The sequence below is a fragment of the Faecalicatena sp. Marseille-Q4148 genome (assembly GCA_018228665.1).
Taxonomy (GTDB): Bacteria; Bacillota; Clostridia; order Lachnospirales; family Lachnospiraceae; genus UBA9414.
Genome location: CP073692.1, coordinates 2,685,415 through 2,709,667, shown reverse-complemented (window position 1 = coordinate 2,709,667; position 24,253 = coordinate 2,685,415). Strand labels below are relative to the sequence as shown.

Below are 24,253 nucleotides of genomic sequence, written 5' to 3'. Positions count from 1 at the left end.
ATCAATTTATTTCTTATATGCGGTTTTCAAGGTACATTCTATGTGTGTCTTCCGACACAGTGGAGATAACGAGATTCGAACTCGTGACCTCCTGCTTGCAAGGCAGGCGCTCTCCCAACTGAGCTATACCCCCATAGAGTGTTTATTCTTTTTTCAATAGATATGGGCTTAAGTGGACTCGAACCACCGACCTCACGCTTATCAGGCGTGCGCTCTAACCGGCTGAGCTATAAGCCCATATTCTTTTATAATCTGGCGGCCACCTACTCTCCCACACCGTCTCCAGTGCAGTACCATCGGCCGCTTAGGTCTTAACCATCGTGTTCGGGATGGGAACGGGTGTCTCCCCTAAGCGCATCGCCACCAGAAGCATTGAGTACTTAGCGAGGTCTTCTCGAGCTTAGTACGAAAGCTGTTCTTCGCACTCCGTGTGAAGAACTTCTTCTTTCACTCCTTCTCCGAAGACTCCCTTAATAACTCAACAATAGACAACAGCTCTTACTTCTTCTTCCTTAGAAAGGAGGTGATCCAGCCGCACCTTCCGATACGGCTACCTTGTTACGACTTCACCCCAGTTATCCGTCCCGCCTTCGGCAGCTCCTCCCCTAAGGTTAGGTCACTGACTTCGGGCGTTACTGACTCCCATGGTGTGACGGGCGGTGTGTACAAGACCCGGGAACGTATTCACCGCGACATGCTGATTCGCGATTACTAGCGATTCCAGCTTCATGTAGTCGAGTTGCAGACTACAATCCGAACTGAGACGTTATTTCTGAGATTTGCTCCAGGTCACCCTTTCGCTTCCCTTTGTTTACGCCATTGTAGCACGTGTGTAGCCCTGCTCATAAGGGGCATGATGATTTGACGTCATCCCCACCTTCCTCCAGGTTATCCCTGGCAGTCTCTCCAGAGTGCCCGGCCTTACCGCTGGCTACTGAAGATAGGGGTTGCGCTCGTTGCGGGACTTAACCCAACATCTCACGACACGAGCTGACGACAACCATGCACCACCTGTCTCCTCTGTCCCGAAGGAAAGGCAACATTACTTGCCGGTCAGAGGGATGTCAAGAGCAGGTAAGGTTCTTCGCGTTGCTTCGAATTAAACCACATGCTCCACCGCTTGTGCGGGTCCCCGTCAATTCCTTTGAGTTTCATTCTTGCGAACGTACTCCCCAGGTGGACTACTTATTGCGTTAGCTGCGGCACCGAACAGCTTTGCTGCCCGACACCTAGTAGTCATCGTTTACGGCGTGGACTACCAGGGTATCTAATCCTGTTTGCTCCCCACGCTTTCGAGCCTCAACGTCAGTTACCGTCCAGTAAGCCGCCTTCGCCACTGGTGTTCCTCCTAATATCTACGCATTTCACCGCTACACTAGGAATTCCGCTTACCTCTCCGGCACTCTAGAAGCACAGTTTCCAATGCAGTCCCGTGGTTGAGCCTCGGGTTTTCACATCAGACTTGCACTTCCGTCTACGCTCCCTTTACACCCAGTAAATCCGGATAACGCTTGCCCCCTACGTATTACCGCGGCTGCTGGCACGTAGTTAGCCGGGGCTTCTTACTCAGGTACCGTCATTTTCTTCCCTGCTGATAGAAGTTTACATACCGAAATACTTCATCCTTCACGCGGCGTCGCTGCATCAGGGTTTCCCCCATTGTGCAATATTCCCCACTGCTGCCTCCCGTAGGAGTTTGGGCCGTGTCTCAGTCCCAATGTGGCCGGTCGCCCTCTCAGGTCGGCTACTGATCGTTGGCTTGGTAGGCCGTTACCCCACCAACTACCTAATCAGACGCGGGTCCATCTCATACCACCGGAGTTTTTCACACCGTACCATGCGGTACTGTGCGCTTATGCGGTATTAGCAGTCATTTCTAACTGTTATCCCCCTGTATGAGGCAGGTTACCCACGCGTTACTCACCCGTCCGCCGCTCAGTCGCAATCACTTCAATCCGAAGAAATCCGCAAAAGCGCTTCGCTCGACTTGCATGTGTTAAGCACGCCGCCAGCGTTCATCCTGAGCCAGGATCAAACTCTCGTTAAAAGTGTTTGTTCTTGGCGAATCAACTGCTAGCTAATTCATCCATAATTACTGTTTTTAGGTCGTTAGACTTTTGTGTCCAACTCGTTCTGAAATCTCTTTAAAGAAATTTTCAGGGTTGTTGTCTATTGTTTAGTTATCAAGGTTCTCTGTCGTTTGACAGCTCATCTAGTTTATCATAACTGTTTTGCTTTGTCAAGAACTTTTTTATTTTATTTTTTCAAGTTCTTGTTGTCTTTGCGACAGCTCGTTTAGATTATCACATCTGTTCGACTTTGTCAACAACTTTTTTATTTTTTACAAATTGTTTCCTCAGTGAACTATTATATTCTATCATTATAATTGCCACTCTGTCAAGACTTTTCTCGTCTTATTTCGACATCATTTCACATAATGATAGTAAACGGAGAAAGAGGGATTTGAACCCTCGCGACGCTATTAACGACCTACTCCCTTTCCAGGGGAGCCCCTTCAGCCACTTGGGTATTTCTCCAAACGCTAAACATTTTCTTTATTCTGTTACAGCAGAAATTACTATATCATACTTCTTCTTTAATGTCTAGTATCTTTTTCATTTTTTCTTCACAATTTTTTCTTCACAAATTTTCTTTGGCCAGACTTTCTTTAATTTGTCCTAATTCCACTTAAGATTTTTCAATTTGATTTTTCATGCTTTCGAAGCAATCTATTTCAACTAAAAAAAGTGCCATACCCAATATAGACATTGGAATTATGGCACTTTTTTACTTTACATAATAAAATCCCCCAAATATAACCACTTATACAATTATAAATATGTATTCCGATAAATTTCCTGTGTCTCTTCCGGCACCAAACTTCCTCCGGTAGCCCATACAATATGTACCGCATCCTGCAAATGCTTCGTAAGCTTGTGCGAGTCCAAATACTCTCTTGTTTCTCCATACTGCAATAATTTTACAGGACCTTCAAAACCTGCGCAGGCACTTGGTTCTAAAAATATCTTTTCCGTCTCTAACATTTTACGCATATATTCATACAATGCTGCATCTTGTACAGTAAAAATACCGCTGAGCCGCGACTGCATTACCTGTCCCACAAAACCAGATGGTCTTCCTACAGCCAGCCCATCAGCATGAGTCATGCCTGAAAGTCCAATATCCTTTACCGCTATTTTATTTTGCAGCCCGGTCGCCATACCAAGCAGCATACACGGAGCCTGTGTTGGTTCAATAAAAAAACAATGAACATTTTCTCCAAATATTTCTTTTAAGCCAAATGCAATCCCGCCCGGAGCACCTCCGACTCCACATGGAATATACACAAACAGCGGGTGTGTACTGTCTACCTGAACTTTCTGCTCAGCCAATTGTTTTGCAAGTCTGCCGGCGGCTACTGCATATCCAAGAAATAGTGTTTTGGAATTCTCATCATCTATAAAATAGCTCTTTGGATCAGCATCCGAGCACGCCCGGCCATTCTTAACCGCTTCACTATAATCATCTGCATATTCTCTGACATCCACTCCATGCTCACGGAGCAGATCTTTTTTCCACTGCTTTGCATCCGCAGACATATGTACAATTACACGATACCCCAGCGCAGCGCTAATAATGCCAATACTGAGTCCTAAATTCCCCGTTGATCCAACTTGAATCGTATACTGTCCAAAAAACTTTCGAAATTCCGGTTCAGCCAATTTCCTGTAACTCTCTTCCCTGCGCAATATGCCATGGCTTTCTGCCAATTCCTCTGTGTGTTTTAGTACTTCATAAATTCCTCCTCTGGCTTTAATGGATCCCGCTATCGGTAAGTGACTGTCTTTCTTTAAAAATAATCTGCCTGGGATCATTTGTTCTTCTCGTTGCCCCATAGTTCTGCAAACATTCTGCATTGCGGCGATTTCAACCAACTCCGATTCAATCAATCCATTTCGCTTAGCTGTCTCCGGGAAACAATATTCGATTAGTGGCGCAAATCGTTCCAGACGTTTTTCCGCATCCAGAATATCCGCTGCCCCAAGTTCTGTTGCTTCTGATATTTTTACCTCTTCTTTTTGAAATTCTTCCTGCTCCATCTTATTTTTCTTCGGCATAAGTTCTTGATTAATCCAAACCAGTTCCTTCCCTTCCATAAGACGCTTTACAATGTCCTGGCGCATTGCTTCTTCATTCATTCTCATTTCCTCACTCTGTCCTAAAATCTCGTATTCTTTCATAAGATCAACCATAAATTCTATTTTCCACGTTTGAAATTCTTCACGCTCTTTTTTTATTTTACTGAATTCCCGAGAAAAAATCTATTGTTTCCGCATAAATTTCGTTTTTTCTAAGCGCATTCCAAAGGCACTGTTTATACACGCAAAAAAAGAAATCCATTCGGATTTCTTTTTTCAACGGAGAGGGTGGGATTCGAACCCACGCGCCCTCTCGGACAAACGGTTTTCAAGACCGCCTCGTTATGACCACTTCGATACCTCTCCACAATATGTTGTTGTCTGTCTTAAGTGTTCCGCTCAAGACAAGATGTATCTTATCACAGTATAACTATAATGTCAATAACTTTTTTACATTTTTTTATTTTACTATAATTATCAGGATGTCATTCTGCCATAAATGCTGTTGCTGTCTTTAAATCTTCAGGTGTTGTAATCTTGATATTCTCATAAGATCCCTTCGCCATTTTGACCGGATGCCCCAGAATCACCTCTACAACCATAGCATCATCTGTCACCTGCACGGTCAGATCCCCTTCCCGTTCCAGAAGCTTTTGATACGCCTCCATAACGAGCTGATACGAAAATACCTGTGGAGTCTGTACGAGCCACACGTCTTTGCGCGGCGGAGTTTCCCTTGCATATAATTGTTCATCCACAATTTTAATCGTATCTTTTACCGGCATTCCTACAACGCAGGCTCCTTCCACGCAGACCATCTCATACGCTCTCTCGATCATTTCTTCATTCACAAACGGGCGCGCTCCATCGTGAATAAATACATAGTCTGTCGCTTTATTCACACTGCAAAGTCCATGATAGACAGAATGATATCGTTCTGCTCCACCTTCTACAATCTGCTTTACTTTCTGAAAACCGTATCTGTCTACAATCTCCCGGCGACAATATGTTTCTTGATCCTTGCCAACCACAAGGATAATTTCATCAATCAAAGGTGACTTTTCAAACACCGCCAGTGAATAATACACTACCGGCTTTCCATTCAATTCAAGATATTGTTTTTGAATCTTGGTACCCATTCGTTTACCCTGACCGGCAGCAAGAACAATTGCTGCACACCTGTTTTTTCCCATCTGAATCTCCTCCGCTATCGATACGTTTATCTTTCTCCAAGTTTCAGATTCGGAACTGCATTCAAATCCCATCCATGACGTGTTCCCTTGATAAATTCATAATAAGCTGCCGCTCCAATCATGGCAGCATTATCTGTACAGAGAATCGGAGACGGATAATAAAACGCTATTCCCCGGCTTTCGCATGCTTCTTTCATTGCCGCGCGAAGTGTGCTATTGGATGCCACCCCTCCTGCGATTGCAAATTTCTTTAAGCCATACTGTTCTACTGCATGCATCGCATTTGCCACAAGCACATCCACAACTGCCTTCTGAAAAGAAGCTGCGATATCTGCACGATTATATTCCTGTCCTTTCATAGCACAGCCGTTAATATAATTCAGCACTGCGGATTTCACTCCGCTAAAGCTAAAGTCATACTCTGCTCCGTCAATATGTGCTCTCGGAAATGCAATTGCATCCGGATTTCCTTCTTTTGATAATTTATCAATCTTTGGCCCTCCCGGATACCCAAGCCCAATGGCTCTGGCTACTTTATCAAAAGCCTCTCCTGCCGCATCATCTCGTGTACGTCCGAGAATCTCATATTCCCCATAGTCCTTTACGCATACAAGGTGTGTATGCCCTCCGGATACTACAAGGCAGACAAATGGTGGTTCCAACTCTTTATTCTCAATAAAATTAGCCGAAATATGCCCTTCTATATGATGTACGCCCACTAACGGAAGTTTCTTTGCATAAGCAATCGCCTTTGCTTCCGCAACCCCGACAAGGAGCGCTCCCACAAGCCCCGGACCATATGTCACACCAATGGCATCCAGATCATCCAACGTCACTCCGGCAACAGAAAGCGCTTCCTCAATCACCTGGTTAATCTTCTCTATATGCTTTCTTGATGCAATTTCAGGCACAACCCCACCATATAATTTATGAAGTTCAATCTGGGATGAAATAACATTTGAGAGTACTTCACGTCCATTTTTTACAACTGCTGCCGCAGTCTCATCACACGAACTCTCAATCGCCAATATTAAAATATCTTTTGTATTGTTCATAATCCACGCCTTCCTACTTCTCTTCAAATCCAAGTTCTGCTGACATACGATCTCTTCCTGCTTTCGCCTCCGGGAATATCTTTCGTACTTCTTCCATATAATCTTCCGGATATGCCAGCGACGGACTATAATGTGTTAGCCACATTTCTTTTACCTGAGCCTCTTTAGCAAGCTGAGCAGCTTCATAAAATGTCATATGTTTATATTCCACTGCTTTATGAGCCTTCTCTTTCTCTCCGTACATGCCTTCGCATATAAAAAGATCCGAGTCCACCGCATTCTCACGTATAGAATTCGTTGGCCGTGTATCGGTTGTATATGTAAGCTTAATTCCTTTTCGTGCAGGTCCCAGAACCATATCCGGTGTATAAACTTTCCCTGCATCTTCTACTGTCTCACCCTTCTGCAGATGCTTCCAGAACATCTTTGGAATGGCATTTGCCTCAGCCCGCGCCACATCAAACTTGCCGGCACGGTCAATCTCCAATGTATAACCATAGCAAATCACATTATGGTTCACTCGAAATGCTTTCAGACGATAACCATTCATCTCAAATATCTGCTCCGGTTCTGTGATCTCTTTATAAATAATCGGGAAAGGAAGTTCCGGCGCAATCACTCTCAATGAATTCACAACCCGTTCCAGTCCTCTTGGACCAATTAAAGTCAACGGTTCCTTCCTGTCCGCATTCCCCATCGTTAAGAGCAGGCCCGGAAGCCCACTGATATGATCTCCGTGATAATGCGTAAAACAGATTACATCAATCGGTTTAAAACTCCATCCTTTTTCTTTAATAGCAATCTGTGTTCCCTCGCCACAGTCAATCAGAAGGCTGCTGCCATTAAATCTCATCATCAGCGCAGTCAGCCAGCGGTATGGGAGGGGCATCATCCCTCCCGTACCTAATAAACAAACATCCAGCATGTTTTCTATTTCCTCTCTATCGGTATCCGAAATCCCGAAACCAGTTCATCATAGCACTTCTCACACAGATCAAATGCATGTTCTTCATTGTCTTTGTTTGAGAAGTAATTCCAACGCTTCTCCACTGAAAGTACGTCTTCTGCCGGAATCCCATTGCTGACCGGAATTTCTTTCCCACATCTGTTACATATAATTTTCGTAAGTTCTTTTGTCTCTTTCACTGTATAATTACGCATATGATTCCTCCTGAAAAACTGTATTCTTTCGTTACAGCTTCATTATATAAGAATAAAAACAAAATTCCCACTGGGAACTAATGCATAATCTGGCAGTCTGTTTCCATACTCATTAAAACGGCATCTTCCTTCGGATGCTCATAAAAACATTTACGAATCCCATCTTCCGCAAACCCCTGCCTTCGATAAAACGCAATGGCCGCTTGATTGCTCTGTCTTACGTCAAGCAGAATCTTTGCGATCTGCTTTTCCTTACATATTCTCAAAATTTCTGAAAAGAGATATGTCCCTGCACCGCATCTTCTCGTCTCACTTCGGACAGCGATTCTTGCAATCTCTGCCTCGTCAAGCACATAATAGAGAATTGCATATCCGATTACGCGTTTCTCTGCACCTTCGCGCAATGTCAGCAGTATTGTCTGATTCTGTATCCACGATTCCTTCACTGCCCTTTCACTCCAGGCATCAGGAAAAATTTCTTTTTCCAATTGCGCGATTGCTGCAATCTCACGCTCCTCTGTAGGTTCTACATACCACCTTTGCATCTGTACGCCTCTTACTTTCTCTACGATTCTCTGAAAACAGACCTTTCTTTATCTTCTTATAGATTTTTCCCTTCTCGTTCTGCCCGTTCCCGTTCAGCCTGAGATACTCGAAGATAATCCGGCTCATGCTCTGCCGCTGTTTCAGTTCTTCCCTCTCTCAGATATCTCATTGCCAGAGTTCCGACTGCTGCCGCTCTCTGCCGATTCAAATGCGGCGGTGCAAAACGATACGCTACCTTCAATCCTTCTCTCAACATCTCTTCGTAAACAGGTACTCCATCTCCAAGAAATGTTACCGGCTCTCCAAGCTGATTCAGCTGTTCTACAAGTTCAGATACTGCAACTGCTTCCTGCGGTACTACCGTCTCAAATTCCTCCTCAAAGCGATAGATTCCTGTATAGACTTGATTTCTTCTCGCATCCATCATAGGGCAGATGACACCTTTGCATCCATAAAGATTATAGGCTAAACCATCCACCGTCGGAATATGAATCAGCGGTTTCCCAAGAGCAAGCCCAAGCCCTTTCGCCGTGGCAGAACCGATTCTAAGTCCGGTAAAAGATCCCGGACCTCCGGAAACAGCAATTGCATCAATGGTATCCAGATCAAGTTCGATCATCTTCGCTACTTCATCAAGCATTGGCAAAAGCGTCTGCGAATGAGTTTTCTTATAATTCACTGTATATTCTGCAACAGTCTGAGTCTCTTCCATAACTGCAATCGTTGCCGTCAGCCCAGAACTGTCCAACGCTAAAATACGCATGTTCTTCACTTCTTTCTATCATATTTATTGTTATTTTATGCGCATATTATATCCCAGGAAGAAAGTCTGCGTCAACGTCATCCTTCGTCACATGACTTCAACCGTAATCTTCCGGTAATCAAATCCATTTGACAGATCTTTTTCAATCACAATTTCCGTGCGCTGTTTCGGAAGTATTTCTTCAATCAGGTTCGACCACTCAATCAGCGTTACACCTTCTCCATAAAAGTAGTCTTCATAACCGATTTCTTCCATCTCTTCCACATCTCCGATTCGATATACGTCGAAGTGGTAAAAAGGAAGACGCCCGTCCTCATAAACCTGCACAATTGTAAATGTCGGGCTGCTGATCGGTTCTTCTATTCCAAGTCCTTTTGCAAGTCCCTGTGTAAATACGGTTTTCCCCACACCAAGATCTCCGATCAACGTAAACACTTGTCCGGCGTTTGCCTCTTCTCCTATTTTTCTTCCTACTTCAAATGTTTCTTCGGCACTTCTCGTCTCTATTATCATTCTGCCACCAACCTAAATTCCTTTCATCGTAAGCTGAATTCGCTTTTTCTCCAGATCTACGCTCATTACTTTCACTTCTACAATATCTCCTACGCTCACAACTTCCATTGGATGTTTGATAAATTTCTTATCAGTAATTTGTGAAATATGCACAAGTCCATCCTGGTGTACCCCAATATCCACAAATACACCAAAGTCAATTACATTTCTGACAGTGCCTTTCAAAACCATTCCAGGCGTCAGATCTTTCATTTCTAACACATCTGTGCGAAGAATCGGTTTCGGCATCTCATCTCGCGGATCTCTTGCCGGTTTCTCCAGTTCTTTTACAATATCTCTAAGCGTAATCTCTCCAACACCAAGCTCTTCAGACAATTTCCTGTAATCTTTGATCGTGCGGGATAATCCCACAAGCTTTCCTGCTGCGATATCTTCCGCTGCAAATCCTTGCTTCTCCAGCAATTTTTCTGCTGCCCCATAAGATTCCGGATGTACACTTGTTCCATCAAGTGGATTCTTGCCCCCTTGAATCCGCATAAATCCGGCGCACTGTTCAAATGCCTTCGGGCCAAGCTTTGCTACTTTTAAAAGCTGTTTTCGGTCAGTAAAGCTTCCATTTTCCTCCCGATATGCAACAATGTTTTTAGCAATTGTACCGCTGATGCCGGAAATATATGACAGCAATGGTGCAGAAGCTGTATTTAAGTCTACTCCCACCCGGTTTACACAATCTTCCACAACACCGGAAAGCGCTTCGCTTAACTTCTTCTGGTTCATATCATGCTGATATTGTCCAACGCCAATAGACTTCGGATCGATCTTCACAAGCTCTGCCAGCGGATCCTGAAGCCGTCTTGCGATTGATGCCGCACTTCTTTGTCCCACATCAAAATTCGGGAATTCTTCTGTTGCAAGTTTACTTGCAGAATAGACGGAAGCCCCTGCTTCATTTACAATAACATACTGCACTTTCTCAGGAATCTCTTTTAAAAGTTCCACAATAATCTGTTCAGATTCTCTGGACGCCGTTCCATTTCCAACCGAAATCAATGTTACATGATATGTTTTAATTAGTTTTTTCAACGTATCTTTTGCTGCTGCGATCTTTGCAGGCGTCGTCGGCGCAGTCGGATAAATAACTGTCGTATCCAGCACTTTTCCTGTAGCATCTACAACAGCCAGTTTACATCCGGTACGAAACGCCGGATCCCATCCGAGCACCACCTGTCCAACAATCGGCGGCTGCATTAAAAGCTGCTGAAGATTCTTTCCAAACACACTGATCGCACCGTCTTCTGCTTTTTCTGTTAACTCGTTTCGGATTTCCCTTTCGATCGCAGGTCCGATCAGACGTTTATAACTGTCTTCGATCACCTCTTTTAGCACAGGTGTCGTATATGGATTTGAAGAAGAAATAACTTTTTTCTCAAGATACTGTAAAATCTTCTCCTCCGGTGCTTCAATTTTGACAGTCAGCACTTTCTCTTTTTCCCCTCTGTTCAGCGCCAGTATACGGTGACCGGCCAGACGACTTACCGGTTCTTCAAATTCATAGTACATTTCATACACAGAAGTCTCTTCCGGATTTTTAGCCGTCGAAATAAGTTTCCCCTGTTTCATTGTAAGATCACGAATGTAAATGCGGTAATCCGCTTCATCAGAAATATATTCTGCAAGAATATCCATTGCTCCATGGATAGCATCTGCCTGAGTCTTTACTTCCTTTTCTTCTGAAAGATACGCCTTTGCCGCTTCTTCCAATGGTACTTTTGTATTTTGCAGCATAATCAGTGCCGCTAATGGTTCCAACCCTTTTTCTTTTGCAATCGTCGCTCTCGTTCTCCTCTTTGGACGATACGGCCGATATAAATCTTCTACAACAACAAGTGTCTCCGCTTCAAGAATCTGTCTCTTCAGCTCATCCGTAAGTTTTCCCTGCTCCTTTATACTTCCGATGACCTGTTCCTTTTTCTCTTCCAGATTTCGAAGATAGGTAAGCCGCTCAAAGAGATTTCGAAGCTGCTCATCATTCAGTGCGCCGGTTGCCTCCTTACGATATCTGGAGATAAACGGAATCGTATTTCCTTCATCAATGAGTTTTACTGCTGCATCTATCTGCCATTGCTTTACCTGCAATTCTTCTGTCAGTTTTTGATTAATGTCCATATGTTCTTGCCTTTCCTCATAACTTTTCAATGCCTGCCAGACTCTTCTGAGCGCATTCTTACTTCATTATATCCCGAACTTTCTCTCTGTGCAAGACAGCAAAACAGAGCTTACTCTCTTTTCTTGTCTTTTCCTCTAAGCTATGCTATAGTTATATATCATAATGTTGGAGGGTAAGAGCCATGAATAACTCTATTGCTATTGACGAGAATGAAAACGGACTTTCCAGGCAGCAGCTGAAATCACAGCGGACTAAGGCTCGTATTTTCCAGGCTGCCAAAACTATTTTACAAAAAAGAGGCTATGAAGCACTCTCGATTAAAAATATATGCGAAGAGGCCGGTGTATCTAACGGCAGCTTCTATCATCATTTTCAGACAAAAGATGATCTGCTTTCCTACTATATCGAAGAACAGCCCGCTTTGCCGCCGGAACTTTCCTCTGCTCCTAATTCTCTTTCAGAAGCCAGAGAACAGATTATCCGTGTATACTTGAATTATGCTTCCTACTGCCGTGAACTGGGAGTCGATTTTCTTGCCAGTTACTATACGCCTAAAAATCAGGCTTTGAACCCTGAGAGCCGTACGGAACGTCCTTATCCGATCCTAACAGTCCGCTCTTATCTGGAAAAAGCCATTGCCAATCATATTCTTCCGGATACGCTGAATCTGGAGGAGGTTACAACCGATATCCGCATGCTTGTCATCGGAAATGTATTTGAATGGAGCATGCGCTCAGGACAGCCTGACATCGAGGCAAATCTGAGACGTTCCATCGGAACCTATCTGGATGGACTGTTTTCTTCTATTTCACAGCCTTAACAAACAAAAAACTGCGGCATACTGTCGGGAGAAATTCTCAAACATTCTCCGGCTGCATGCCACAGTTTTTATTTTATAAAACTTTTGTATTACCTAGACTTCCCTGCGATAGATCACATTTCCATCCATAATTGTGTACAAAACTTTTGCGTCTGTATCAAGTCCAAGACGACCTTTCATCACAATCACATCCGCATCTTTTCCTGCTTCCAGACTTCCAAGACGATCTTCCAATCCAAGCTGTCTGGCCGGATTGATCGTAACCATACGCACTGCCCGCTCCTGTGATAATCCCTCGCGCACTGCCTCACCAATATGGTGATATAAAGACTCCTCGCTCAGAATAGGAGAATCTGTAATAATCGCAACATTTACTCCGCGGTCATCCAACATCTTTACGGCCTCTACATCTACTTTACGGCGTTCTCCCGGAGAACGGTAGGTAGCGATCGGTCCATAACAAATGTCACAGCCGCTTTCTGCAATCTCATCAAGATAATCTGTTGCTCCCCATGCATGCTCCAGAGAAAACCGCACGCCATACGCTTTTGCAACTTCAATCGCTGTCAGCATATCGTACTGTGTACAGTGGATCTTACAAGGGATCTCTCCTCGCAGCGCCGGGATAATTGCTTCCATATTTGCATCATACGGCTGTTTTTCTCCCTTTTCTTTCTTATCCAGATATTCTTTTGCTTTTCGTAACGTATCCCAAAGAACATGCGCTACTCCCATTCTGGTCATCGGAAGACGTTTCATATCTCCAAATGTATTTTTCGGATTTCCTCCAAGCGCGATTTTGACTGCTGCCGGAGCCTTTACCGTCATTTCAAAAATATTGTCTCCATATGTCTTTCCGACAAATGGCTGTCCGCAAAAAACATCTCCGCTTCCCGGTGTAAAGAGGATTGACGTAATTCCATGTTCATAAGCAACTTTCAATTCTCTTGCCTTTGGATTCATACCATATCGCGCATCAACTGCCGCCGATACCGGATCTGTCATTTCATTGGCATCGTCAACACTTTTATCATGATTAAAATCAAATAATCCAATGTGAGAATGTGCATCGATTAATCCCGGAAGCACATAACATCCTGCTGCATCAATTATCTCAGCATCAGCATCTTCGATCTGTTCTGCTACTGCTTTGATCTTTCCGTTTTCCAGAAGAATATCTCCCTGAAAAATATTCTTCTCATCATCAGTCATTGTGTAAAGTGTTCCACCTTTAATTAGTATCTTAGCCATTAGAAGAGCACCTCCCCGTTTACAATACTGTGTACAACTTTCGCCGCATAAGTTGTTACCGGATGTCCTGAGAATACAGAAATATCTGCATCTTTTCCCGCTTCAATCGTTCCAAGTCTCTGCTCTATCCCGAGCATTTCTGCCGGATACAGACACATCATCTTAACGACTTCTTCTGCCGGAACGCCCGCTCTGTACGCCTCTATCGCACTCCAGATAAATACTTCGCGTCCTTCAGACCATCCTCCGCATGTGTTCGTAAATGCAACCCTGTTTCCATTTTCCACAAGATCATTTAACTTCGACAGATCCATTCCATTTTTGGCAATCTGAGACATATTATTTACATTTCCAAGAATAATTCCAACTTTCTTTTCTTTAATCTGTTTCAGTGAATCCGCAAAGCAAAATGCGTCAACCAGGTTAATCTGTACCTTCTCATCTTTCAGAAGATGCAGCAGCCCATCGATTTCATTTTTTGTAGAAGCGGCAGCAAACAGCGGCATACTCTCTTTATCAAATACATCTGTAATCACTTTCTGCTTATCTGTACGTTTCTCTTCTTCTGCTTCTCTTGCAGCGCGAAGCGTCTCTTCAAACAAATGAAAAATCCCCATTTTTGTCATCGGAACCTGACTGTTATCGCCATAAGTCTCTTTCACACTGCTTGTCACACTGCATTTCAATCCTGCATGTTCTTTCACAAGACGTTCTCCCATTTTCTGAGGAGCAGTCTTGCAGACAGCAATCTGTCCGCCCATCAGGTTGTTGTTCGTCGGCGCCGCTCCAATTGCCGTAATACCGCTTTTATAAAATTCCTGGCGGTTGACTTCATCCGGATCAATACTGTAACGCAGATTCATTTCCGGTGTGATTGGATTCGTCCGCTCATCATTGTCAAAATAGCGTCCCGGAATCCCCATTGCTCCAATACTGGATACCGGATCAATAAATCCCGGAAATACCTCACATCCTGTTGCATCAATCACTTGTGCATCGCTTTCACTCAGTCCGCGCCCAACTGCCTTGATCGCCTTTCCCTCTGTCAGAATGTCACACTCCGGAAGTACTGTTCCATTTCCTACATGGACATTACCGTTTTTGATCAAATACATTGCTTGATCTCCTCCTTTATCATTTCATTTTCTTTTATCCAGCCTGATCGTTCCCGCGCAGACACTGTTCTCATCGCAATGGCCTGCACCTAAAAAGGGGAGCAACCCTTAAAGATTGCTCCCCCGCAATATACATTTCAGGCGACAAAAACTGATATTATTTCTCTACATCAACTGCTGCCCAGTTAACACTTCCCTGTGTAGATACATAATAGTTCTTCACATATCTTGCAAGGAATGTTGGTGATTCGTACAGGAATACCGGTGCGATCAGTGCATTCTTAACAAGAAGCTCTTCTGCCTGCAGATAGATTTCTGCTTTCTCTTTATCATCTACAATGAATTTTGCTTCTTCGCAAAGTTCTTTGAATTTCTTAGCATCATCATTCTTCCATCCTGTCTTGTCTGCGTTGAAGTATCCGTTATCCGGATCAAATAATGTCAGGATTGCACTTGGCTCATTATAGTATGGTCCCCATCCGCCGGAAGCGATGTCATAGTCACCAGCGTCGATCTTATCCCACATGATGTTCCATTCCATCATATCGATCTCTACTGTAATTCCAAGCTGTTCTTCCCACGTCTGTTTGTACCACTCAGCCATCTTCTTAGAAAGTTCCGTTGTACCACGGCTTGCGTAACTTACTTTAATTTCTGACGGATCAGAGATTCCGAGTTCTTTCATACCTTCTGCTAATAACGCTTTCGGATCTTCTTTCTGAAGATCTTTAACAAAGTAGTTCTTTCCATCTACAAGCTCTGTATATGTTTTCTCTCCAACTTTCATTGTATCCGGCATTACAGAGTAAAGCGGAAGTCCACGTCCATCCCAGATTGCTTCAACTAATGCTTCACGGTCGATAGCTGCTGAAATTGCCTGGCGAATCTTTGTGTTAGCTAAGTACTGGTTGTTCAGGTTGAACATTAAGAACTCTGGAGCGCTGTCCGGAACAGTAATTGTCTCAGACATATCGGCAGCCTCTACTGTCTTAATCCAGTTAGAGTCAGATGTTCCACACTTATCAATCTCACCATTGATAAATGCCTGAACAGCTGTAGAGGACTCCTGAATAACTTTCTGAACGATCTTATCCAGTTTTACATTTTCAGCATCCCAGTAGTTTTCATTTCTTGCAACAACAAATTCTGTATTCTGGCTCCATGATTCTACTTTATAAGGACCGCTGCAGATGATCTTATCAGCAGAAGAACCATATTCTTCGCCCCACTCTTCGTATTTGTCCTGTCTTACCGGATAAAGGCTTCCGACTAATTCAAGGAAGTAGGATGCCGGGTGAACAAGCTTGATCTCAAGCGTTGTATCGTCTACTGCTTTAACTGCGATATCATCTGGTGTCTTTCCATTGTTATAGAGAGCTTCACCGAAGCTTTCAATTACACCGTCAAACAGCCATGCATTTACTGCTGCTGTGTTCGGATCTGCCATCAACTTTAATGTGTACTCAAAGTCTTTTGCTGTAAGCGGCTCTCCGTCGCTCCATTTTGCATTTTCATGGATCTTAAATGTCCATGTCAGTCCGTCTTCGCTGACTTCCCAACTCTCTGCTGCTGCAGGAATACTTTCACTTGTGTTATCCTTGGCAGCCACGTTTCTAACGAGGGGATCACAAATGAGGTTATGCGCTTCATTATCCGGAGCCGTTGTATTCAGAATCGGGTTGAGACCAACGATAACACTGTTTGTGCTGTAGTTGAATACCTTTTCTGCTCCTGATGACTTAGCGCCGTCGCTTCCGCTGCTTTTTTTGTCATCGCCGCCACCGCCGCATCCGGCAAGGGAGCCGACAACTAATACAGCTGCGAGAATACCTGCAAGCATTTTTGTTCTCTTTCTCATGGTTACATTCCTCCTTTTATTTTTTATAATCAGCTTACGCTGTTATAAACTCTCATTTAATTCCTTTACCCGGTGACAGGCTACAAAATGTCCTTCTTTCACTTCCTGAAGCTCTGGCGTATCTTTCATACATGCTTCTGTTGCATAGCGGCATCTTGCCGCAAATCTGCATCCCGGTTTTGGGTTGATCGGGCTAGGGATCTCTCCTTCGATCGGAATTCGTTTCTTGCTCTTTTCTTCTTCCGGATCCGGAATCGGAATTGCTGACATCAGAGCTTTCGTATATGGATGAAGCGGTTCAGAATACAATTCATCACTGGCCGCAAACTCAACCATATTTCCAAGATACATAACACCGACGCGGTCTGAAATATGTTTTACCATTGACAAGTCATGTGCAATAAATAAATATGTCAGATTCTTTTTCTTCTGGAGTTCAATCAACAGATTGACAACCTGAGCCTGAATGGACACGTCCAGCGCCGAAATCGGCTCATCACAGACAATAAATTCCGGTTCAATTGCCAGAGCTCTTGCAATTCCGATACGCTGTCTCTGTCCTCCCGAGAACTCGTGCGGGAATCTCGATGCATGCTCTTTATTTAATCCGACAAGTTCCAACAGCTCATGGATTTTATTCGTGCGCTCTTCTCCTTTGTACAAACCGTGAATATCAATTCCTTCTCCGATAATATCTCCTACTGTCATACGCGGATTCAAAGAAGAATATGGATCCTGGAAAATAATCTGGGCACGTTTTGTAAATTCTTTCTTTTCTTTCTTATTCAGACTGTGAATATCTGTTCCATCGAAAATAACCTGCCCGCCTGTTGCATCATAGAGTCCCATAACGGTCTTTCCACATGTTGTTTTACCACAGCCGGATTCCCCAACAAGACCAAGTGTTTCTCCTTTATAAATCTTAAAGTTAACACCATCTACCGCTTTCAAATAAGCATTTTTTCCAACTTTAAAATATTTTTTCAGATCTTTTACTTCAATCAGAACTTCTTTTTTCTCTGCCATTATTGTGCCCCCCTTCTGATCATACCTTCCGGCAGTCCTTTCGTATCAGCCTTCGGATGATGCAGCCAGCAGGAACACTCCTGTGAGCAGCTGAATTTTGTTACGTCCGGATATTTTTCACGGCAAACTTTCATACCGTATTCACATCTCGGTGCAAAAGAGCATCCAACCGGAGGATTAATCAGATCCGGAGGAGTTCCTTTCAGAGAGTATAATGTCTCTTTATTATTTGTATGAATCTTCGGCACGGAGCTTAACAATGCTCTTGTATACGGATGCGTAGATTTATAGAAAATCTCGTCTACCGTTCCTCTCTCTACAATCTTACCTGCATACATTACCTGAATTCGGTCTGCTACGCTGGCTACCACTCCAAGATCATGTGTTACAAGAATCACTGCCATATTCAATTCTTTCTGAAGTTCACCGATCAAATCCATGATCTGCGCCTGAATTGTCACATCAAGCGCTGTCGTAGGCTCATCAGCAATCAGAATCTCCGGCTTACATGCAAGCGCTACTGCAATCATTGCTCTCTGGCGCATTCCGCCTGAAAACTCAAATGGATACTGTTTCATTCTGGCTTTCGCATTCGGGATTTTAACCAGTTCCAACATTTCTAATGCCTGTTTCTCAGCTTCTGCTTTCTTCACATCATGATGGATTAAAATACTCTCCATAATCTGTTCTCCAATCCGCATTGTCGGATTCAGAGAAGTCATCGGATCCTGGAAGATCATAGAAATCTTACGTCCTCTGACCTGTGTCATCTGCTTTTCTGTGTAATCAAGAAGATTCTCTCCATTGAATAAGATAGCAGATCCTCCATCTTTTTTAATATCTGTATTCGATTCCGGAAGCAACCCCATAATCGCTTTTGATGTAACTGTCTTTCCGCATCCGGACTCTCCAACGATCGCAAGTGTTTCTCCACGGTTCAAGTAGAAATCCACGCCTCTGACTGCGTGTGAAATTCCTGCATAAGTACGGAAGTTCACTTGCAAATCTTTCACTTCTAATATTTTCTCACTCATTTTTACGATCTCCTACTGTCTAAGTTTCGGGTCCAATGCATCTGAAAGTCCGTCACCGATCAAATGGAATGAAAGAATCGTCAGGACGATCAGCAAACATGGGAAAAATAACTGGTGCGGATAGAACATTAGCTGCTGCTGTCCGGCACTTGCCAGAGCACCCCAGCTTGTTTCCGGCGGTCTGACTCCAAGTCCGATATAACTTAAGAACGCCTCACTGAAAATGAATCCGGGTACAGACATTGTAATATCTACCATGATAATTCCAAGCGTGTTCGGAAGTAAATGTTTGATAATAATTCTTTTCGTGTCTGCTCCAAGCGCCTTAGCAGCCTGCACATAATCCTGTTCCTTGATCTGAAGAATCTGGCCTCGCACCATTCGCGCCGTTCCAACCCAGGCTGTCAATGACATCGCAAAAACAAGGGAGAAAAGGCTTCGTCCCAATGTAATAGAAAGAATAACAACAATGATCAAGTACGGCAGGTTTCCGACAAATTCACAGATTCTCATGATAATGTCATCTACCAGTCCGCCTTTCAGACCTGCGAGTGCTCCTACAAGAGCACCGATCACAAACATTACGACTGTACAGCAAAGTCCAATATAAATTGAAATACGTCCTCCGACACAGACGCGGGTAAATAAGTCACGCCCCATATCATCTGTACCGAACCAGTATTCAGAGTTCGGCAGCATATCTTTCTTTGAAGCGTCAATGTACTGATAGTCTTTTCCTGAGATCATCGGTCCGACAAATAGAAGGATAATGATCGCCACAAGCAGGATCATACCAAACAGCGCCAGCTTATTTTCACGAAATCTTCTCCATACATCAGCCCAGTATGTGAGAGATTTCTTTCCAAGTTCCTCCCCAGATAATCCTTTCGTACCGACACGCTCGAATAAGTCATCTGCAAGAGACATATCTTCCATATTGTTTTTCGTATTCTCGCTCATCTCTACACCTCACTTATTTCTTGCCCTTTGTTACACGGATTCTCGGATCGACAATACCATACAGGATATCCACAATAATCAATGCCGCTACATAAAGCATTGCAAAGAAGATTGTCAGACCAATTACCATCGTATAGTCATTATCAGATACCGCTTTTACATAATAAGAACCAAGTCCAGGAATTGCGAACATCTTCTCAATAATGAATGATCCTGCGAAGATACCTGCAACTGCCGGTCCAATCATTGTGACAATCGGGATCATAGAGTTTCTTAAAATGTGTTTGCGAACAACTCTTTTTTTCGTACAGCCTTTTGCTTTCGCTGTTATAATGTAATCTTCACTGATAACAGATAATGTACTGTTTCTTGTGTATTTGCAGTAAGAAGCGATTCCACCAATGGCATATGCAGCAACCGGAAGTATGTAGTGTTTTAATTCTCCCCATCCGAATACCGGAACCAGTTTCCACTTAAAAGCAAGGAAATACTGGAGAAGCGCCGCAAATACAAAGCTTGGCACACAGATTGCGAGTACTACCATAATTCGAATCGCATGATCGATAGGTTTTCCTCTGTTCAGCGCTGCAACAAGTCCGAGCAGCACACCGATCGTTACCTGGAATAAAATAGCAAGCAAACCGATCTTGGCTGAGATCAATGTATTGTCCCGGATAATGTCATTGGCAGATTTTCCCGTGTAAATAATTGATTCTCCAAAATCGCCTGTTGTGATTAGATTCTTCATATACATGAAGTACCTTTCAACTACCGGACGGTCAAAACCATATTTTGCATTAATAATGGCTTGTGCCTGTTCCGGCATCTGACCTACTTTCGCTGCAATAGGATCTCCCGGAGCTCCGGCTACCAGGAAAAATGTTGCCGTAGCAATCAAAAACAGCGTCAGTACGGCAAAAGCAAGTCGTTTTCCAATAAATTTCAGCATCTTTTCATCCTCCTTTGATTTCATTATCGTTCTGCTAAAATTATTTTTCTCTCAAACTATGTTTTTTCTCGTATAATGTCTGCGGAACAACCATATAATGTTCTCTGATTCTTCTTTGCGTTTCGCTGACATCACGAGACTGCAGCGCTTCTAAAATCCACCGATGATTTCTTGCGATAACCGCAAACGGCATCAATACTTCATTGCTCATTGTAAGATAGGTTGCTGCATTATCCCCTTCCAGCATTTTCCACATTTTTAAAAGCTTGCTGCATCCGGATGCTTCCACAATACAGCAGTGGAAACGCTCATCTAATTCAACAATACTATAAACATCTTTTGTACTCGATGCGCCTTCCATCTCTTTTAAGATTTCTTCCATCTCGTCTTCATATTCCTTCGGCAACTTCGCTTCGTAGATTTCTACAGCTAACATTTCCAGCGCAGAACGGATCAAGTAAGATTCCTGCATATCTTCATATGTAAGCTCCCTCACAACACAGCCTTTGTGCGATAAATAAGTCACAAGCCCTTCTTCTTCAATCTGCCGAAGCGCTTCTCTTACCGGCCCTCTGCTGACTTGATACTCTTCCGAGATTTCTGCCTCAATTAATCTCTCGCCCGGCTTAATTTCTCCTGACAAAATTTTCTTTCTCAGTATCTCAGCGATTTGCTCACGGAGCGTTTTTTTCATTACATTCTCTTTCATGAATCATTCTCTTTCTAAAATAAATTGTCGTTATTTTTTAAACAATAAATACAACAATCCATTAATTTGTTTTCTCTATTATACTAATATATTAGTCCAATGTCAATTGTTAACAATCTTCAAATATAATTTTTTACCGTTTTTCATTAATTTCATATGCGATTTTTGTGCATTTTAAACACTTTTCTTTTTGTTATTCTTTTAACAAGTTTCTTTTTTGTATTAACGCGGCATTCTTTCATTTCATTTTTGAAAAATTCATGTAAAAATATTTTATACGATAATTTTCCGCACATAGTAAAAGGACCTCCGAGGCAAGCGTCCTCGAAGGTCCTTTGAAGGGAATTGGCAATTTCTTTTGTTGAGATTAATATACTATACTTTCCCCAAAAACACAAATTGTTTGATTTGATATATTCCAGTAATTTATAGATAGAATCTATATGACGTTTTTGTTCGATATGTTTCTCCGGCCTTTGTTATTGGCTGCTGGAAATGTGGTTTATGAACTGCATCCGGATAATACTGCGTCTCAAAGCAAGCTCCGCTTCTTACATGATAGATTGTTCCGCCTTTTCCAAATACATTGCTCACAAAATTTCCTGTATAAAACTGCATTCCCGGAAGATCCGTGTATACATCCATGCCAATCCCTGTTCCTTCTGCGTACATCGCAGCTGCTTTTTTGAATGTTCCGTCATACTTCAGACACCAGTTATGATCATATCCGTGACCAAGCTGTACAGCCTCATATTCTGAATCAATTCCTGCACCGATCAATGTGGGATTACGAAAATCCATCGGTGTTCCTTCAACCGGAACCACTTCTCCGGTCGGAACGGATGTTGCATCTGCTCTTGTGAACGCCTCTGCATCAATCTGCACATGCTGACGCAGCACGTTCCCGGAATCATGTCCTTCCAAATTGAAATAACTGTGATTTGTCATATTTAAAATGGTGTCAGCATCCGGAGTCGCTTCATAAGAAATTTCTACTGCATTTTCTTCTGTCAACCTATATGTAACATAAAGTGTTACATTTCCCGGAAATCCCTGATCCATATGAGGACTTTCCAAAGACAGGCGTATGCTGTTCTCCGTTGTCTCTTCTACCGCCCACATTCTCTGATTAGAAAAGTCCAAACCGCTATGAAGATTATTCTCTCCATCATTTTTTGCAAGAAGATAGGTCTTTCCATTTAATTCAAAAGAAGCTCCGCCGATCCGGTTAGCATTTCGTCCCACAGTAGCTCCAAAAAATTTATCGCTTGCTTCATAACCGCTAACATCATCAAATCCAAGCACGACATCTGTAAGACGTCCATTTCTATCAGGAACTACTACATTTACAAGAGTTGCCCCAAAATCTGTAACGCCCATGAGCATCCCATTCCGGTTTTCAAATACATACAGACTTGCCTGCTCACCTGTTTTTGTCTGTCCAAAAGATTTTTTCAACATGTTTTTTCCTCTCTTAGTTTACAGTGTATGCACAAATCTCAGGAAAGCTTCTCTTCCCTCTTCTGTGCACTTATAAACACCGGCATCTTCAAGTACATGAACAAATACTTTTCCAATCTCTTCTTTCAGAATTTCCATCACATTTTCGCTGTTCAGCTCACTGTGTGCCGCCTGAATTTCTTCTGCCCATTTAGCATGTTTGGCAAGTATTTCATTTTCCCGAATGGCTTTTCCGCTAACCATGGCATCTGCCAGAAGCTCCATCTCTGTTTTCAGTCTTGCCGGAAGAACCGCAAGTCCCATTACCTCGATCAAGCCGATATTTTCTTTCTTAATATGGTGATATTCGTCTCTTGGATGATACAAGCCCATCGGGCGTTCTTCTGTTGTCAGATTGTTCCGAAGTACAAGATCAAGTTCAAACACATTTCCACATTTACGGGCAATCGGTGTAATCGTATTATGTGGTTCTCCGTCTGTTTCCGCCAATATCATCGCCGCCTCATCTGTATAGCTTCTCCACACATGAAGTACATGATCTGCCAGATCAATCAGACGTTTCTCATCTTCATGCCGTATTCTGAGTACAGAAAGCGGCCATTTCACGATTCCTGCTTCTACATCCTCGTAACCCGGAATGGTTACCGGTTTCTCTATTTCTGCCTTTGCCATAGCAAATGTATAGTGACCTCCCTGAAAATGGTCATGGCTTAAAATAGATCCCCCTACGATCGGCAGATCTGCATTTGATCCGAGGAAATAATGCGGAAACAATTTTACAAAATCAAATAATTTCACAAAAGTATTCCGCTCAATCTTCATTGGCGTATGTTCTCCATTAAACACAATACAATGTTCATTATAGTATACATACGGAGAATACTGGAATCCCCAACGGCTGTCATTAATCGTAATCGGAATGATTCGATGGTTCTCTCTGGCCGGATGGTTTAATCTTCCTGCATATCCTTCATTTTCCACGCAGAGAAGACACTTTGGATAGCTGGAAGCTTTCGCATTTTTCGCTGCTGCAATCGCTTTTGGATCTTTCTCCGGTTTAGACAGATTAATTGTAATATCAATCTCACCGTATTCACTGTCCACTTTCCATTTCATATCTTTTTTTACACGGTAACGACGGATATAATCCGTGTTCTGGCTCAGTTCATAATAATAAGAAGTCGCTGCTTCCGGTGATTCTTTATAAAGTTCCCAGAATTTTTCCTGTACCTGCGCCGGACGCGGTACAAGGCAATTCATTAACTTTGTATCAAATAGATCCCGTTCTGTAATGCTGTCTTCGATAATTCCCCGTTTCACTGCTTCATTTAACAGTTCTGAAAGAATCTCTTCCAACTCCGGCTCCTGATCCTTTTCTTCCAAAACTTCTTCGTAGCTGTCTTCCTTCATTAAATCAAGCAGAAGATTTGTTGTATAGATTCTCTCGCACTTTGGTGTAAGTCCTGTTCTAATTCCATAATTCACTAAATCTCTAATCTGTTCTGATAACATGTCTCGTCTCCCTTATTCTTT

The 24,253-nt window shown here is 43.0% G+C and carries 20 protein-coding genes, 4 tRNA genes and 2 rRNA genes; 1 reads left to right on the top strand and 25 read right to left on the bottom strand.

What is annotated here, in order from left to right; translation table 11 throughout:
- Positions 1 to 60: 60 nt before the first annotated feature.
- The 15 genes from KFE17_12985 to KFE17_12915 form a co-directional block, all read right to left on the bottom strand.
- A tRNA-Ala gene (locus KFE17_12985) sits at positions 61 to 133 on the bottom strand.
- A gap of 30 nt (positions 134 to 163) precedes the next feature.
- Positions 164 to 237: transfer RNA gene (locus tag KFE17_12980), tRNA-Ile, on the bottom strand.
- Between the two features lie 13 nt (positions 238 to 250).
- Positions 251 to 368 (bottom strand): 5S ribosomal RNA (gene rrf / locus KFE17_12975).
- Between the two features lie 148 nt (positions 369 to 516).
- Positions 517 to 2,047 (bottom strand): 16S ribosomal RNA (locus tag KFE17_12970).
- Between the two features lie 401 nt (positions 2,048 to 2,448).
- Positions 2,449 to 2,537: transfer RNA gene (locus KFE17_12965), tRNA-Ser, on the bottom strand.
- A gap of 294 nt (positions 2,538 to 2,831) precedes the next feature.
- Complete coding sequence (locus KFE17_12960; GenBank protein ID QUO33716.1) at positions 2,832 to 4,241, bottom strand: D-serine ammonia-lyase; 1,410 nt, start codon at positions 4,239 to 4,241, stop codon at positions 2,832 to 2,834.
- Positions 4,242 to 4,419: 178 nt separating this feature from the next.
- Positions 4,420 to 4,505 (bottom strand) — tRNA-Ser (locus KFE17_12955).
- 119 nt (positions 4,506 to 4,624) lie between these two features.
- The gene (gene ispD / locus KFE17_12950) at positions 4,625 to 5,332 is read right to left on the bottom strand and encodes a 2-C-methyl-D-erythritol 4-phosphate cytidylyltransferase (GenBank protein ID QUO31734.1); all 708 of its coding nucleotides are present in this window, start codon (positions 5,330 to 5,332) and stop codon (positions 4,625 to 4,627) included.
- Between the two features lie 26 nt (positions 5,333 to 5,358).
- The gene (tsaD, locus tag KFE17_12945) at positions 5,359 to 6,387 is read right to left on the bottom strand and encodes a tRNA (adenosine(37)-N6)-threonylcarbamoyltransferase complex transferase subunit TsaD (GenBank protein QUO31733.1); all 1,029 of its coding nucleotides are present in this window, start codon (positions 6,385 to 6,387) and stop codon (positions 5,359 to 5,361) included.
- 13 nt (positions 6,388 to 6,400) lie between these two features.
- Positions 6,401 to 7,312: a ribonuclease Z gene (locus KFE17_12940; protein ID QUO31732.1), complete on the bottom strand. Its 912-nt coding sequence runs from the start codon at positions 7,310 to 7,312 to the stop codon at positions 6,401 to 6,403.
- A 5-nt stretch (positions 7,313 to 7,317) separates the two neighbouring features.
- Positions 7,318 to 7,548, bottom strand: a complete 231-nt coding sequence (locus KFE17_12935; protein QUO31731.1) for a hypothetical protein — start codon at positions 7,546 to 7,548, stop codon at positions 7,318 to 7,320.
- Between the two features lie 77 nt (positions 7,549 to 7,625).
- Positions 7,626 to 8,093: a ribosomal protein S18-alanine N-acetyltransferase gene (gene rimI, locus KFE17_12930; GenBank protein QUO31730.1), complete on the bottom strand. Its 468-nt coding sequence runs from the start codon at positions 8,091 to 8,093 to the stop codon at positions 7,626 to 7,628.
- A gap of 56 nt (positions 8,094 to 8,149) precedes the next feature.
- On the bottom strand, positions 8,150 to 8,857 hold the full coding sequence (gene tsaB / locus KFE17_12925; GenBank protein ID QUO31729.1) for a tRNA (adenosine(37)-N6)-threonylcarbamoyltransferase complex dimerization subunit type 1 TsaB: 708 nt from the start codon (positions 8,855 to 8,857) through the stop codon (positions 8,150 to 8,152).
- A gap of 87 nt (positions 8,858 to 8,944) precedes the next feature.
- The gene (tsaE, locus tag KFE17_12920) at positions 8,945 to 9,370 is read right to left on the bottom strand and encodes a tRNA (adenosine(37)-N6)-threonylcarbamoyltransferase complex ATPase subunit type 1 TsaE (GenBank protein QUO31728.1); all 426 of its coding nucleotides are present in this window, start codon (positions 9,368 to 9,370) and stop codon (positions 8,945 to 8,947) included.
- Between the two features lie 12 nt (positions 9,371 to 9,382).
- Positions 9,383 to 11,536 carry an RNA-binding transcriptional accessory protein gene (locus KFE17_12915; GenBank protein QUO31727.1) on the bottom strand — a complete coding sequence of 718 codons (2,154 nt, stop codon included), beginning with the start codon at positions 11,534 to 11,536 and terminating at the stop codon, positions 9,383 to 9,385.
- 182 nt (positions 11,537 to 11,718) lie between these two features.
- Here KFE17_12915 and KFE17_12910 point away from each other — a divergent pair, with 182 nt between their 5' ends.
- Positions 11,719 to 12,357, top strand: a complete 639-nt coding sequence (locus KFE17_12910; GenBank protein QUO31726.1) for a TetR/AcrR family transcriptional regulator — start codon at positions 11,719 to 11,721, stop codon at positions 12,355 to 12,357.
- Positions 12,358 to 12,450: 93 nt separating this feature from the next.
- On the opposite strand, the gene KFE17_12905 is transcribed toward KFE17_12910, so the two are convergent.
- The 10 genes from KFE17_12905 to galT form a co-directional block, all read right to left on the bottom strand.
- Positions 12,451 to 13,608, bottom strand: coding sequence for an amidohydrolase family protein (locus KFE17_12905; protein QUO31725.1), 1,158 nt, complete (start codon positions 13,606 to 13,608; stop codon positions 12,451 to 12,453).
- Positions 13,608 to 14,723, bottom strand: a complete 1,116-nt coding sequence (locus tag KFE17_12900) for an amidohydrolase family protein (GenBank protein ID QUO31724.1) — start codon at positions 14,721 to 14,723, stop codon at positions 13,608 to 13,610. The genes KFE17_12905 and KFE17_12900 overlap by 1 nt, the downstream gene beginning before the upstream one ends.
- Positions 14,724 to 14,880: 157 nt before the next feature.
- Positions 14,881 to 16,581: a peptide ABC transporter substrate-binding protein gene (locus KFE17_12895; GenBank protein QUO31723.1), complete on the bottom strand. Its 1,701-nt coding sequence runs from the start codon at positions 16,579 to 16,581 to the stop codon at positions 14,881 to 14,883.
- A gap of 42 nt (positions 16,582 to 16,623) precedes the next feature.
- Positions 16,624 to 17,607, bottom strand: coding sequence for an ATP-binding cassette domain-containing protein (locus tag KFE17_12890; GenBank protein QUO31722.1), 984 nt, complete (start codon positions 17,605 to 17,607; stop codon positions 16,624 to 16,626).
- Positions 17,607 to 18,641 (bottom strand): ABC transporter ATP-binding protein, encoded by a 1,035-nt coding sequence (locus tag KFE17_12885; protein QUO31721.1) that lies wholly within the window; start codon positions 18,639 to 18,641, stop codon positions 17,607 to 17,609. Before KFE17_12885 ends, KFE17_12890 begins: the two co-directional genes overlap by 1 nt.
- A 12-nt stretch (positions 18,642 to 18,653) precedes the next feature.
- Positions 18,654 to 19,568: an ABC transporter permease gene (locus KFE17_12880; protein QUO33715.1), complete on the bottom strand. Its 915-nt coding sequence runs from the start codon at positions 19,566 to 19,568 to the stop codon at positions 18,654 to 18,656.
- 46 nt (positions 19,569 to 19,614) lie between these two features.
- Positions 19,615 to 20,574 carry an ABC transporter permease gene (locus KFE17_12875; GenBank protein QUO31720.1) on the bottom strand — a complete coding sequence of 320 codons (960 nt, stop codon included), beginning with the start codon at positions 20,572 to 20,574 and terminating at the stop codon, positions 19,615 to 19,617.
- 16 nt (positions 20,575 to 20,590) lie between these two features.
- Positions 20,591 to 21,259 carry a GntR family transcriptional regulator gene (locus KFE17_12870; GenBank protein ID QUO31719.1) on the bottom strand — a complete coding sequence of 223 codons (669 nt, stop codon included), beginning with the start codon at positions 21,257 to 21,259 and terminating at the stop codon, positions 20,591 to 20,593.
- A 426-nt stretch (positions 21,260 to 21,685) separates the two neighbouring features.
- Positions 21,686 to 22,720 (bottom strand): galactose mutarotase, encoded by a 1,035-nt coding sequence (locus KFE17_12865; GenBank protein ID QUO31718.1) that lies wholly within the window; start codon positions 22,718 to 22,720, stop codon positions 21,686 to 21,688.
- Positions 22,721 to 22,738: 18 nt separating this feature from the next.
- Complete coding sequence (gene galT, locus KFE17_12860; GenBank protein ID QUO31717.1) at positions 22,739 to 24,232, bottom strand: UDP-glucose--hexose-1-phosphate uridylyltransferase; 1,494 nt, start codon at positions 24,230 to 24,232, stop codon at positions 22,739 to 22,741.
- Positions 24,233 to 24,253 lie beyond the last annotated feature (21 nt).